The organism is Thalassovita aquimarina (genome assembly GCF_018219815.1).
Classification (GTDB): domain Bacteria; phylum Pseudomonadota; class Alphaproteobacteria; order Rhodobacterales; family Rhodobacteraceae; genus Thalassobius; species Thalassobius aquimarinus.
In genome coordinates, this window is sequence record NZ_JADMKU010000006.1 from 171,485 (window position 1) to 184,944 (window position 13,460).

Genomic DNA, 13,460 nt, shown 5'->3' on the forward strand with positions numbered 1-13,460 from the left:
GTCATTCGTCCCCCGTGCGGGTGATGATGGTGTTGCCGTACTTGTCGACCGTTGCGCGCAGCCCCGGATCGACCAGGACGGTGGTGTCGGGTTGCACCAGGATCGCGGGCCCGTCAATCACCGTCCCAACGGGCAACGACAAGCGGTCATAGATCGCCGTATCGTACCATTGCGATGCGAAATGCACCTTGCGCGATCCCTTGAGCGAAGCCTCGATGCTACCGCCTTCGGGTGCCAGCGTTTCGAGGTCGAATTTGGGACGGCGGCCAACCACGGCGGTGCGCAGGTTCATCACCCGCCGCACGCCCTTGTCCAGCAGCCGGCCATAGGTGGCGCGATAGGCGTCGTCGAAGGCCGCGGCGATCTCAGTGCGGGTCGGTGGGGTGACCTTGCCGCCCTCGATGGTGACCGCGACGGGCACGGCGACCGTGTGGGTCTGACCCAGATAGGCCATGTCCAGTTCCACGATCACCTCGCGCGCCTCGAAGCTGCTGCGCGCGGCATCCAGCATCGCGTGCCCCTTGTCGACGTGATCCTGCAGATAACCGGCCAGTGCTTCCTCGTCGATCTGGTCGACGAAGGCGTTGATGGTCTGCACGAAGTCCTGCCGCATATCTGCGATGACGCAGCCCATGGCGCTGGTCACGCCCGGGTAGCGCGGCACGATGGCCCGGCCCAGCCCAACGTCGTCCAGCATCGCGCCGGTATGAAGCGCGCCGCCGCCGCCGAAGGGCATGAAGGCAAATTTCTTTGGATCGAAACCGCGTTCGATCGACACCAGCCGGATCGCTCCGGCCATGCGGGAATTGGCGACGGTCAGGATCGCCTCGGCCGCTTCCAGCGTGGAAAGGCCCAAAGGTTTCCCCACATGTTCGTCGATTGCGCGGCCCGCTGCTTCGACATCCAGCCGGTCCAACTTGCCACCGATGGGGTTGTCCGGATCGATCCGGCCCAGCACCACGTTGGCGTCGGTCACGGTGGGGCGGGTGTTGCCCTGACCATAGGCGACGGGGCCGGGGGTGGACCCGGCGCTTTCCGGCCCGATGTTCAGCAAGCCGCCCTTGTCGACCCATGCGATGGACCCGCCACCGGCGCCGATGGTGGTGATTTCGATCATCGGCGTGCGCACGACCATGCCGAAATCGATCGAGGTCTGCGGCGACAGGATCGATTGCCCGCCCGCGATCAGCGACACGTCGAAGCTGGTCCCGCCCATGTCGCCGGTGATGACGTCAGGATACCCGGCCGTCTGCGCGATGTAGCCTGCGGCGATCACCCCGGCGGCGGGGCCCGAAAGGGCGGTGCGCACCGGCAGGCGGCAGGCGGTATCGACCGCCATCACGCCGCCATTCGATTGCACGATCATGAATTCGCCGTCGAACCCGCCCTTGGTCAGCGCGTTTTCCAGCCGGTTCAGATACCCCGACACTTCGGGCTGCAGATAGGCGTTCAAAGCGGTGGTCGAGAACCGTTCGTATTCGCGAATTTCCGGCAGGATTTCCGACGACGCCGACACATGCGGGTTGGGCCACATGGCGCGGACGGCTTCGACCGCCTTGGTTTCGTTTTCCGGGTTGGCATAGGCGTTGGCGAAGAGGATCGCCACGGCCAGGCAACCCTGATCCAGCAAATGCTGCGCGGCGGCCTTCACCGCCTCCAGATCCACGGGGGTGCGGATGGTGCCATCCGCCAGCGTCCGCTCGGGCACTTCCAATCGCAAGTCGCGCGGAACGATGGGGTCGAAATTGCCGCGCAGGCCCCAGGTATGGGGCCGGTCACGGCGGCGCATTTCCAGCACGTCGCGCAGGCCCTCGGTGGTGATCACCCCGATCCGCGCGCCCTTGCGTTCCAGCAGGGCGTTGGTGCCGGCGGTGGTGCCGTGCACCACGACGGCCACGGTGGACAGGTCGCTGACCTGTTTGCCAATCCCGTCGAGGAACCCGCCCGACTGGTCGGGGCGCGAGGTGGGCACCTTGGCGACGCGCGCCTCACCCGTCTTTTCGTCCATCACGAAGACGTCGGTGAAGGTCCCGCCCACATCGACGCCGATCATCACGTTGCTCATGCCTTCACCTCTTTCCAGGCCGTCCCGTAAAACTCGGTCGCTCTTTCGGGGCTGAGGAAACCGAGCGCGACATCGCGCGCCACTTTCACCGGATCACGGGTTTCTGCCGGGCCGTAACCGCCGCCGCCCGGGGTTTCCAGTCGCACCGCTTGGCCCTGTTTCAGCTTGATGCCGCGCATTTTCGATGCCATCGGCGGTTCGTGCCAGCCGTCGTCCTGTTCGTAACTGAAATGGTTGGTGACCGACGCCTCGCCGCCCGCCACGCCCTGCGGCGCGAACCGGCCGCGTTCGCCGAACAGGAACGCATCGGCGCCGTTTTCTTCCAGCACCTCGATTTCATATATCGCGCCCAGGCCGCCGCGCTGCGCGCCTGCCCCTGCGCTGTCGGGGCGCAGGGCCCATTGCCGGAACATCACCGGATAGGCAGCTTCCAAAATTTCCATCGGCGGGATGGTGGCGGTGGAAATCGGCGCGTTGCCATGGTTCAGACCGTCGCCTTCCGGCGTGCCGCCGTGACCGCCGCCATAGAAGGAAAACATCACCCAGGGCTGGCCGTTCTTGCGCCGCCCGGCGATCGACAGCGCGTTGATCGTGCCATAGGCGTTGCCGACCACGATGTCGGGTGCGGCCTGCGCCATGGCGGAAAAGATCACGTCGATCATCCGCAGGATGGTTTCGGTATAGCCGCCCACCGGCGCCGGGAATTCCGCCGACAGCAGCGACCCTTCGGGGATCTTCACGTCGATCGGGCGCATCACGCCCGCGTTGGCGGGCAGGGCGGGGAAGATATGCTTGATCGCCACATAGGCGGTGGCGACGGCGGTGGGATAGGCGATGTTGACGGGCCCGGCGCAGCGCGGCGCGGTGCCGTCGAAATCCAGCACCATCCGGTCGCCCTTGATTTCCAGCGACACCTTGATCGGTAGCGGTTCGTCGGTGATGCCGTCATTGTCCAGGTAATCCACCGCTTCCCAGCGGCCGTCGGGCAGTTCGCTCAGTTCCGAGCGCATCAGCGTTTCGGCGCGACCGCCCAAAGCATCCAGCGCGGCCTTCACGGTGTCCGCGCCGTATTCGTCGAGCAATTCGTCCATCCGCTTGACGCCGAGATCGAGCGCGCCCAGCTGACCGTTCAGGTCGCCCTGCGCCGATTGCGGCAGGCGGGTGTTGCGCATCAGGATGTCGATGATGTCCTGATTGACCACGCCCGCGCGCGCGAGCCGAACGGGGGGCAGGATGAAGGCCTCGGCAAAGGCATCGGTGGCCGCCGGGTTGTAGTTGCCAGGCACCGCGCCGCCCAGATCGTGCCAGTGCCCGACCGAGGCGAGGTAGCAGAACAATTCGCCGTCGCGGAAATAGGGCCGCACCAGTCGCATGTCCGACAGGTGGGTACCGCCGATATGGGCGTCGTTGAAGATGAAGATGTCGCCATCGGCCAGATCTCCCTCGGCCGCCGCCTTGTCGATGACCGCCTTGACGGCAAATGACATCACACCGACGAAGATCGGCAGGCCGGACTTGCCCTGAACCAGCGTGTCGCCGCTGGTGGCGTGGTACAGGCCGTGGCTGGCGTCATGCGCCTCGGCGATGATCGGGTTGAAGGCGGCGCGGAACAGCGTCGCGTCCATTTCGTCGGCGATCTGTTCCATCCGGCCGGACAGGACCGCCAGCGTGATCGGGTCGATGTCGCTCATGCTTGTGCCCTCACTTCGGCGATGTCGTTCCAGACATCCTGCTTGGTGATCTTGCCACCGGTCAGTTCGAACCGGTCGATATAGCGGATGCCTTCGAAAGGGGTGCCGTCGGGCCATTCGCCGTAAAGCGTGCCGGTGGAATAGACCACGGTGACGTCGCCCGATTGCAGCGCCTCGAAGCCTTCATAGGTTTTCTTCACGAACCGGTAGCGGGGTTTCGACCATTCGATCAGGTCCTGCAGCGTGGTCATGCCCTGCGCGCCGGGGAAGTTCATCACGAAACCGTCGCCCAGCATCGCCTGCGCCTTGTCCAGATCGCGCGCTTCCATCGCGCCCAGGTAGTCCCGGATCGTGTCGCACGGATCGGGCAGGGGCGTGGCGGGTTTCTTGTGTTCGCCGCCTCGCATGTAGTCGGCTTCTTCCATTTCATGGAACATCACTGTCACGGCGTCGGGCGAAGCCGGCAGTATCAGGCGCACAGCGTCTGTCAGGGCGCGTCCGAGACGTGTCTTCACCTCGCCGGAATAGCCTTTCAGCACGTGGGTTTCGATGATGGGCATGAATCCCCCCCCCCTGTTTGTTAGATGTATTTTTTGTAATACAGGTTTTGCTGTATGAATAGTACAAAAAAGTTGCGCAAAAGGAGATTGATTTGTTGCTTTTGAAAAATCCGGTGGTACCGTTCTGTTCGATTCTAAACGTTTTCAGGGGGGCTCAGGGTGCTCAACGGTCAGTCCAGTTTGCCCGAGGGAGGTAAGGCGCGCAGGGTGTATCTGCTGCTGAGGGATGAAATGTCCTCGGGTGGCTATCGTCCCGGCACCACCCTGCCGGGTGAACAGCGGCTGGCCGAACAGTTCGGGGTCAGCCGGGTCACCGTGCGCCGGGCGCTGGATGCGCTGAACACTGACGGGCTGATCGAACGGCGCGCGGGTTCGGGCACCGTTGTGCGCGAACGCAACGGGGCCGCCGCCGGGATGAGCGTGGATTTCGCCACCCTGATGCCGCAACTGGTCGACATGGGGCAGCGCACCACCGCGCGGCTGCTGTCCTTTTCCTATGGCGATGCGCCGCAACGGGTTGTCGACGCTATGAAATTGTCGGCTGGGGCGCGGGTGCAGACCGCCGTCCGAATCCGCCTGATCGACGGGCAGCCGTTTTCCCACCTGACCACCTATGTGCCGGAAGAAATCGCCGCCAACTATACCGAGGCCGACCTGGCGACCACGCCTTTGTTTAAATTGATGGAACGGTCCGGCGTGCAGGTGGCCGATGCGCAGCAATCGGTGTCGGCGGCGCTGGCCTCGCCCGACGTTGCCGAGGCGCTTGGCGTGTCGGTCGGATCGGCGCTGTTGTCGCTGCGCCGCGTGGTCCGCGATGCCGAGGGGCGCGGGGTGGAATACCTGTCGGCGCTTTACCGGTCCGACCTGTTCCGGCTGGAAATGTCGATGGCGCGCGTCGGAGACGAGGACAGCCGTCACTGGCAGCCGGTAATCGCCGGGCAGAACGGCGGGGAGGGTGGTATATGACGGCCCGGACTCTGTTCGAAAAGCTCTGGTCGCAACATGTGATCCTCGAAGAGGCCGATGGCGCGTCGCTGCTCTGGGTTGACCGCCACCTCGTGCATGAGGGATCGCATCATGCCTTTGCCAAGCTCGCAGGACGCGGGCTGCCGGTGGCCGAACCGGACCTGACATTCGCTGTGGTGGATCACTATGCCCCCACGCGAACCCGCGATCTGTCGCAGGTACATGGGGATGTGCCGCGGATGATCGAAACGCTCGAACGCAACGCTGCCACTCACGGATTGCGCATCTTCGGGCTCAACGACCCCCGGCAGGGGATCGTTCACGTCATCGGTCCCGAACAGGGGATCACGCTGCCGGGGCTTACCATCAATTGCGGCGACAGCCATACCTCCACTCACGGGGCATTCGGCGCTTTGGCCTTCGGCATCGGTGCGACCGAGGTTGCGCATGTGCTGGCCACCCAGACGATCTGGCAAACCCGTCCGAAAACCATGCGGATCACCGTGACCGGTGAACTCGGCCCGGCGGTGTCGGCCAAGGATGTCGCGCTGAACTGGATTTCGAAGCTCGGCGCCGACGGGGCCAGCGGCTACGCCATCGAATATGCCGGGCCGGTGGTGCGCGCGCTGTCGATGGAAGGCCGGATGACCCTGTGCAACCTGTCGATCGAAGGCGGCGGGCGATTGGGGATGATCGCACCGGACGAGGCCACCTTTGCTTATGTCAAAGGCCGCCCCTTTGCGCCGAAAGGCGACGATTGGGACAGTGCGATGGAATATTGGGCGACGCTGCCCAGCGACGAAGGTGCCGTTTTCGATCGCGAAGTGACCATAGACGGGTCCGAAATCGCCCCCACCGTCACTTGGGGCACCAGCCCGGAAGAGGCTTTGCCGATCACCGGCACCATTCCCGCGCTGCAGGATCTGCCCGCCGACAAGGCTGCGCGCGCCCGCGATGCGCTGGATTACATGGGATTGCAACCGGGCCGCCCGATCGCGGGCACGCCGGTCGACCAGGTCTTCATCGGGTCCTGCACCAACGGCCGGATCGAGGATCTGCGCCTCGCCGCCGCCGTGCTGAAAGGACGCAAGGCGCAGGTGCCGGGGCTGGTGAGCCCGGGGTCCGAGATCGTGAAGCGGCAGGCCGAACAGGAAGGGCTGGACCGCGTTTTCAAAGAGGCCGGGCTTGAATGGGTCGATGCGGGCTGTTCCATGTGTGTGGGCATGAACGGCGATCTGGTCGCGCCCGGAAAACGCTGTGCCTCGTCGACCAATCGCAATTTCCGCGGCCGGCAGGGGCGCGGCGCGCGGACCCATCTGATGAGCCCCGCCATGGTGGCCGCCGCCGCCGTGACCGGAAAATTGACCGATGTGCGGCCGCTGCTGGAGGAACGTAGCTGATGGCGGGATGGACCGAACATACCGGGCAGGCCGTCGCGCTGCCGCTGGAAAGCATCGACACCGACCAGCTGATTCCGGCGCGGTTCATGTCGACGCCACGGTCCGAGGGTTATGGCCGGTTCCTGCTGCACGACATGCGCCGGGACAAGGACGGCACGGCGATTGCCGACATGCCTCTCAACCGCCACCCCGAGGCCAGCATTCTGGTCGCGCGGCGCAATTTCGGCAGCGGGTCGAGCCGCGAAGCGGCGGTTTACGCGCTGGTCGATTTCGGCTTCCGCGCGGTGATTGCCCCCAGTTTTGGCGATATCTTCGCCTCCAATGCGGTCAATAACGGATTGCTGCCGCTGAAGCTCGACCCCCAGGTGGTCGAGGAAATCCTCGTCGGACTGGGCGGGGACTGCGCAACGGCAACGATCAACCTCGAAACCTGCACGCTTTGCATTGGCGATGACCGCCACGGTTTCGACCTTCCGGACAAGTGGCGGCAAAAACTGATGAATGGCTGGGACGACATTGATCTCACGCGCGACCGTCAGCAGGAAATTCTGGCCTTCCGCGCTGCGCGGCGCGCCGAATTCGGCTGGGCTTGGCCCAGCTAACAAGGACCCCGGGCGGGGATACCGACCATGCGCGGGGACGAAACGGGGGAAAACCCCTCAACAACAGGGCGGGGCGCAGGCCCCGAAAAGGAGATCGAAAATGAAACACACGTTTATTGGCGGGCTGATTGCGTCTTGCACGCTGATCGCTGGCGCGGCGCAGGCCGAAGACACCATCACCGCGGTGCACGCCTTTCCCGAAACGCTGATCTATACCAAGTCGTTCCTGTCTTTCGTCGAAAAGGTGAACGAGGCGGGCGAGGGCGTCGTCCAGATCGAAGTGCGCGGTGGCCCCGAAGCCATCGGCATGTTCCAGCAGCCCGACGCTGTGCGCGACGGCATCGTCGACATGGTGTACACGCCGGGATCCTTCTATGGCGGGGCGCTGCCTGAAAAGGATGCGCTGGTTGCATCGAACCTGACCGCACCCGAAGCCCGCGCAAATGGCGGCATCGAAATGATCGACCAGATCCATCAGGCCAAGATGGGCGTGAAATACCTCGGCTGGTTCGATAGCGGCGTGTGCTACAACCTTTGGACCCGCAACGAACCCGAGTTCGACGACAAAGGCAACCTGAAGGTCGAAGGGCTGAAGCTGCGCGGCAACGCCGTATATAACGCCTTCTTCACCGATTACCTTGGCGCGCAGGTGATCGACCTGCCCACAACCGAGGTCTATTCGGCACTGGAACGCGGCGTGGTGGATGCCACCGGCTGGACCCAGATCGGCCTGATCGATCTGAAGTGGAACGAGTTCCTGAACTACCGGATCGAGCCGTGCTTCTTCTCTACCGACCTGGGCGTGATCGTGAACCTCGACAAGTGGAACAGCCTGAGCCCTGAATCGCAGAAGATCCTGCAGGACGTGGCGATCGCCCACGAAAAGGAAAGCGTGGAAGCGCTGACCGCCAAGCGTGACGATGACTTCGCCAAGCTCGAAGCCGCCGGAATGAAGGTTGTCAGCCTCGAAGGCGAAGCCAAGGCCAACTATCTTGCCGCCGCCCGTGAAAAGACCTGGGCGCGGATGAAGGGCCTGATGGCCGAAAGCCCGATGGGTGACGGCAATTACGATGCGCTGATCGCGAAGTTCTACGATCCGGCGAAAGACAAGTAACCGGACCTCAACGAAACTGGGCCCCCTCGGCAACGAGGGGGCCATATCACGGATCGGGACATGGCTCAGATTTCACGTCTTTATACGGCGGTTCTTTATCTCATGGCCTTTATCGCCGGGGCGATGCTGCTTTGGCTGATGGTGTCGGTGGTCGTGTCGGTGCTCATGCGGAACCTCGGGCTGCAGCCCTTCGCCTGGCTGTTCACCTCGTCGGAGTACGCTTTGCTGTACATGACCATGCTGGGCGCGCCCTGGCTGGTGCGGGAAAAGGGTCATGTTCACATCGAACTGGTGACTTCGGCCCTGCCGCCGAAAGCACAGGACATCGTCAGCCGGCTGGTGGCGGCGGGCTGCGTTCTGGTCAGCCTGATCCTGGCGTGGAAGGGGCTCGAGCTGGTGATGACCAATATCGAGCGGAATGATTACGACGTGCGGGCCTATTATTTCCCGCGCTGGATACTGACGATCAGCTTTCCCATCAGCTTTACCCTGATGGCGGTTGAATTCGCACGCTTCGTCTTCGGCGAAGAAAGAATGCATTCGGGCGAGGCGGGGATACACGAATAATGGAATGGTTCGAAGCGCTGGCCCTTCTTCTGGGCTCTATTCTTGTGCTGATGGCGGTGGGGATGCCGGTGGCGCTGGCTTTCCTCGCGGCCAATATCATCGGCGCATGGGTTTTCATGGGCGGTGAACGTGGCATCTCGGCCTTGTTGAATAACGGGTTCGGATCGCTGACGAAATTCGCCCTGGTGCCGATCCCTCTCTTCCTGCTGATGGGCGAGGTGTTCTTCTACACCGGGCTTGGCGCGCGGATGTTCAATGCCATCGACCGGCTGCTGGGCAAGCTGCCGGGGCGGTTGAGCTATGTCACGGTTCTGGGTGGCACCGGGTTTTCGACGCTGTCGGGCAGTTCGATGGGTTCGACCGCGCTGCTGGGCAGCCTGATGGTCCCCGAAATGACCGCGCGCGGCTACAAGAAATACATGTCGATCGGCCCGATCCTCGGCACTGGCGGGCTGGCGATCATCATCCCGCCCTCAGCGCTGGCGGTGCTGCTGGCGACGCTGGCGCAGATCGATGTCGGGGCGCTCCTGATCGCGGGCATAATCCCGGGGCTGATCCTTGCCGGTTTCTATATCGGGCTGATCTGGCTGCAGACCCGGATCGATCCCGAAGCGGCGCCGGCCTACGAGGTCGAGCCGATGGCCTTCGGCGAGAAGATGAAGTTGCTGCTGCGCGACGTCGTGCCGATGCTGTCGGTGATGGTGATCATCGTCGCGATGATGGTGGGCGGCATCGTCACCCCGTCCGAAGCCGCGGCATTCGGCGCCCTGGGCGTGATCGTCCTGGCTATCGCCTTCCGCTGCCTGACCTGGGAAGCGATGAAGAAATCCATCGTCGGCGCGCTGCGGGTGACGCTGATGGCCTATCTGATCGTCTTCGGGTCGGCCACGTTCAGCCAGCTTCTGGCCTTCTCGGGCGCCTCGCGCGGCCTGATCCGCTGGGCCACGGGGTTCGAACTGGATCCGATCATGATGCTGATCGTGATGTTCGGGGTGCTGCTGCTCTTGGGCATGTTCATGGAACAGATCAGCATGATGCTGCTGACCGTGCCGGTGTTTTTCCCGCTGGCACAGACCCTTGGCTTCGATCCGATCTGGTTCGGGCTGATCATGCTGCTGTCGCTGGAAATCAGCTTCACCACGCCGCCCTTCGGGCTGCTTCTCTTCGTGATGAAGGGGGTGGCGCCGCCGGGGACCACCATGCGCGATATCTACACCGCCGCCTTCCCTTACATGGGCTGTGCGTTGCTGTTGGTGATCCTGCTGGTGATCTTCCCGCAACTGGCGCTGTGGCTGCCGGGATTGTGACACCCGGGCGGGACTGAAACGAATAACGGGCAGCATCGCGGAAATCCGAGGTGCTGCCTTTTTTGAAGGGTGATTGACCAGCCTATGCCGATCGTCTCGAACAGCAGGCATTCATTGATCGAATTGAGACGATTGCGGACTTGCGGGATGTCTGAATCTGGCGGGCGCCGGAATACCCGGCGCCGCGCCAAAACTCACTTCACGAACAGGTCGCGCAGCTTCGCGCCATTTTCAGGGCTCGCCGCAAGCACCGGTTTCCAGCCCTGCTCGAGCGACATTGCGGTAAATTCCGCGGCTTCCTCTGCCGGAAGCTCATAGGCGCGAATCCCTTCTTCTTCCTGGCGCGCGAAATCGGTCTTCGCCAGTTCGGTGAAACGTCCGTTTTCGGCTTCGAGTTCCAGCATCTGCTCGGTCAGGAAATCCTGCTGTTCCTCGCTGAGCGCTTGCCACGATTTGTCGCTGAAATAGACGCCGGTTTCGACCTGAAAGAAGCCGGGCTCGATCCGCGCGGCGGTTTTTTCCTGCCAGCCGAGATCGAACAGGCCGATCGAGGGCCAGGCGTAGCCGTCGATCGTGTTGCGTTCCAGCGCGGTGAACACCTCGCCCGGGGCGGTCTGGACGGGGGTGATGCCCAGGCCGTTGAAGAAGGCCTGATAGGTCGGCGCGGAACGCACCTTGAGACCGCCGAAGTCCAGGTTTTCGGGGTAATCCGACAGGTAGATGTGATACTGGATGTTTTCGGACAGCCGGCCCAGCCAGTGGAGTTTCGCCTTGTCCTTGTGGATCTGATCCAACAGCGCATAACCGCCGTTTTCCCGCAATTCGGACATCGGGCGGTTGGTCAGCGTCATCGCCAGACCCTCGGGAACCAGGTTGGCGTGATAGACCGCCGTGGTGTTGGCCAGATCGACGATACCAGAGCGCAGCGCGTTGCCGATTTCGAACGGCGGCATGGCGTCGGGTCCGCCGATCACCTCGATCTTCACCAGCCCTTCGCCATTCGCGTTCACCCTGTCGACGAAAAGCTGGAAGGGGTCATAGAAGACCGTGCTGGCTTGGAAGGCCGAGATCGCGCGCAGTACGGCTTCTTCGGCGCTGGCGCCCTGGACCGATCCGGCAAGCGCAAGCGCCGCGGCGGGAAGCAGGGCGGAAAAACGGTAGGTCATGGGATTGTCTCCTGTTGGTGTGTTGGTTTTGTCTTGGTCTTGAGAAGGTTGCCCGGGTCACTCGAGAAGCGACGGGAGGAACAGGGTGAGCCCCGGCAGGAACAGCATCAGCGCGAGGATCGCGAGCTCGATCGCGATGAATGGAAGCGCCGCGCGATAGATCTGCACCAGCGGGGTGGCGCGGCTGGCGCCCTGCATCACCATCAGCAGGATGCCGAACGGCGGCGTCAGCAGACCCAGTTCGATCGCCACAAGCATCATCAGGCCGAGCCAGACGGGTTCGATCCCCGCGCTGTGTGCCAGCGGCATGAAGAACGGCAGGGTGATCATCATGATAGAGATCTGGTCGATCAGGCAGCCGAGCAGCAGGATGATGCCGAGCATGGTCAGGACCAGCATCATCGGCGTCGGCTCGACCGCGCGGATCATGCCCAGCAACCCGCTTGTCGCGCCCGAGAAGGACAGGATTTGCGAGAAGGTCGTCGAGGCGACGATGATGAACAGGATCGAGACGGAAACCTTTGCCGTTTCGGCAAGCGAGGTGATCAGGTTGGCAAGGGTGAGCTGGCGATAGGCCAGCGTCGCCACGAAGGCCGCGACGGATCCGAGCGCTGCGGCTTCGGTGGGGGTGGCGATCCCGCTGAGCATCCCGCCGATAACGGCGATGAATATCCCCGAAAGCGGCACCACGTCGCGCAGGAAGGGCTTGGCGCGCTCCGCGAAGCTCAGCTGATCGGCTTCGGTTTCGCGCGGCGCGCTAGTGGGAAAGATCACGGCGGAAAGGATGACAAAGGCCAGGAATGCGGCGGCCATCATGACGCCGGGCAGGATGCCCCCGATCAGCAGTTGCGAAATCGAGATGCCGGACAGTGATCCCAGCATCACCGCCAGCGCCGAGGGCGGAATGAGCACGGCGATGCCGCCGACCGCCATGGCCGGGCCGAAGGTCAGCGTCGGCGAATAGCCCCGGCGCAGCATTTCCTGCGACAGCGTCCCGCCCAGCATCGCAGTATTGGCGATGGACGATCCCGAAAGCGCGGCGAAGGTCGTGCCGCCCACCACGGTCACGCAGGCCAGCCGGGCCGGCAGGCGGATAAGCAGCTTTTCCACCGCGTCGATCGCGCGATAGGCAAGGCCGGTATGGAACAGCAATTCCCCCATCAGGATGAACAGCGGGATCGGCACGAGGGCGAAGGAATTCACCGACCCCGACGCGTTGCGCACCAGTTGCACCAGCCCGGCTTCGCCGCCGAGAAACATCCACGCCCCGATCAGGTTGGCCCCTAGGAAGGCAAAGGCGACAGGCAGGCCGATGGCGAATTGCACCGCAAGAACACCGACCAGAAGAAGAAGTATCTGCCACCAGATCATGCGTCCGTCCCCCGCGGCAGAAGCCGGGTCAGAAATTCTAGACCGCACAGCGTGAAACAGCTCAGGATCGGCACCATCATGTACCATTCCGGAAAGATGATGTTCTTGAAGATGAGGGCCCCGGTGCTCTGCGCGTCGAGCAGGGCCGTCAAAGCCAGCCACGCCATGACCGCCGAGACCGCCAGCCCGATGGCGTTGGAAACATGGGTGAGAACAGTAACGGTAGAGCGCCGAACCATCCGCAGCAGCACGTCGACATTCACATGCCCGTTCCGGCTCAAAATCCACGGCGCGCCGAAGAAGGTCGATATCGTCAGCAGGTATTCGGTGAGTTCGTTCAGCCAGGGCCAAGAGGCAAGCTCCAGATTCCGGATGACGATGTCGGTGACTACAAGGATCGCCAGCGCGGCAACGGTCGTGGCGGACACGAAGCCGGAGATTCTTAGCGCCGGGTCGATCACCTGTCTTAGGGAATGTGCGTTCATTTGTCTCTCCTCTGTCTGGATTGTTATTTCTTTAACCTTAAAATAGTCAAGCGTAGTTTTGCGCGTCAATCCATGTGTCGCGCGGCAAGCGGGCCGCTTTGCTGTGAGACGAAATTGGCACAAACGGATCGAGGCATGGCGCCGATCGCCTGCGGCGCGGCGTGAA

12 protein-coding genes are annotated in these 13,460 nt (G+C 63.2%); 6 read left to right on the forward strand and 6 right to left on the reverse strand.

Annotated elements, in window-relative coordinates:
* Position 1: 1 nt before the first annotated feature.
* Genes IT775_RS09360 through IT775_RS09370 form a run of 3 tightly spaced genes read right to left on the reverse strand, consistent with a single transcriptional unit; the run spans position 2 to position 4,316 of the window.
* A complete protein-coding gene (locus tag IT775_RS09360; protein WP_212700838.1) occupies positions 2-2,065 on the reverse strand; it encodes a hydantoinase/oxoprolinase family protein in 2,064 nt (687 codons plus the stop codon).
* The gene (locus IT775_RS09365; RefSeq protein ID WP_212700839.1) at positions 2,062-3,756 is read right to left on the reverse strand and encodes a hydantoinase B/oxoprolinase family protein; all 1,695 of its coding nucleotides are present in this window, start codon (positions 3,754-3,756) and stop codon (positions 2,062-2,064) included. Before IT775_RS09365 ends, IT775_RS09360 begins: the two co-directional genes overlap by 4 nt.
* Positions 3,753-4,316, reverse strand: a complete 564-nt coding sequence (locus IT775_RS09370) for a tautomerase family protein (protein WP_212700840.1) — start codon at positions 4,314-4,316, stop codon at positions 3,753-3,755. Before IT775_RS09370 ends, IT775_RS09365 begins: the two co-directional genes overlap by 4 nt.
* A gap of 207 nt (positions 4,317-4,523) precedes the next feature.
* Here IT775_RS09370 and IT775_RS09375 point away from each other — a divergent pair, with 207 nt between their 5' ends.
* The 6 genes from IT775_RS09375 (at position 4,524) to IT775_RS09400 (ending at position 10,272) form a co-directional block, all read left to right on the forward strand.
* On the forward strand, positions 4,524-5,282 hold the full coding sequence (locus IT775_RS09375; RefSeq protein ID WP_343231124.1) for a GntR family transcriptional regulator: 759 nt from the start codon (positions 4,524-4,526) through the stop codon (positions 5,280-5,282).
* Positions 5,279-6,682: a 3-isopropylmalate dehydratase large subunit gene (leuC, locus tag IT775_RS09380; RefSeq protein WP_212700841.1), complete on the forward strand. Its 1,404-nt coding sequence runs from the start codon at positions 5,279-5,281 to the stop codon at positions 6,680-6,682. Before IT775_RS09375 ends, leuC begins: the two co-directional genes overlap by 4 nt.
* On the forward strand, positions 6,682-7,284 hold the full coding sequence (leuD, locus tag IT775_RS09385) for a 3-isopropylmalate dehydratase small subunit (RefSeq protein WP_212700842.1): 603 nt from the start codon (positions 6,682-6,684) through the stop codon (positions 7,282-7,284). Before leuC ends, leuD begins: the two co-directional genes overlap by 1 nt.
* Before the next feature lie 100 nt (positions 7,285-7,384).
* Positions 7,385-8,398: a TRAP transporter substrate-binding protein DctP gene (gene dctP / locus IT775_RS09390; RefSeq protein WP_212700843.1), complete on the forward strand. Its 1,014-nt coding sequence runs from the start codon at positions 7,385-7,387 to the stop codon at positions 8,396-8,398.
* 60 nt (positions 8,399-8,458) lie between these two features.
* Positions 8,459-8,965, forward strand: a complete 507-nt coding sequence (locus tag IT775_RS09395; RefSeq protein ID WP_212700844.1) for a TRAP transporter small permease — start codon at positions 8,459-8,461, stop codon at positions 8,963-8,965.
* Positions 8,965-10,272 carry a TRAP transporter large permease gene (locus tag IT775_RS09400; RefSeq protein ID WP_212700845.1) on the forward strand — a complete coding sequence of 436 codons (1,308 nt, stop codon included), beginning with the start codon at positions 8,965-8,967 and terminating at the stop codon, positions 10,270-10,272. The genes IT775_RS09395 and IT775_RS09400 overlap by 1 nt, the downstream gene beginning before the upstream one ends.
* A gap of 194 nt (positions 10,273-10,466) precedes the next feature.
* Here IT775_RS09400 and dctP (IT775_RS09405) read toward each other — a convergent pair whose 3' ends face one another.
* The 3 genes from dctP (IT775_RS09405) to IT775_RS09415 are packed head-to-tail and all read right to left on the reverse strand — an operon-like array spanning position 10,467 to position 13,294.
* The gene (gene dctP, locus IT775_RS09405) at positions 10,467-11,438 is read right to left on the reverse strand and encodes a TRAP transporter substrate-binding protein DctP (protein ID WP_212700846.1); all 972 of its coding nucleotides are present in this window, start codon (positions 11,436-11,438) and stop codon (positions 10,467-10,469) included.
* Between the two features lie 57 nt (positions 11,439-11,495).
* The gene (locus tag IT775_RS09410; protein ID WP_212700847.1) at positions 11,496-12,809 is read right to left on the reverse strand and encodes a TRAP transporter large permease; all 1,314 of its coding nucleotides are present in this window, start codon (positions 12,807-12,809) and stop codon (positions 11,496-11,498) included.
* Positions 12,806-13,294 carry a TRAP transporter small permease gene (locus tag IT775_RS09415; RefSeq protein WP_212700848.1) on the reverse strand — a complete coding sequence of 163 codons (489 nt, stop codon included), beginning with the start codon at positions 13,292-13,294 and terminating at the stop codon, positions 12,806-12,808. The genes IT775_RS09410 and IT775_RS09415 overlap by 4 nt, the downstream gene beginning before the upstream one ends.
* Positions 13,295-13,460: the final 166 nt, after the last annotated feature.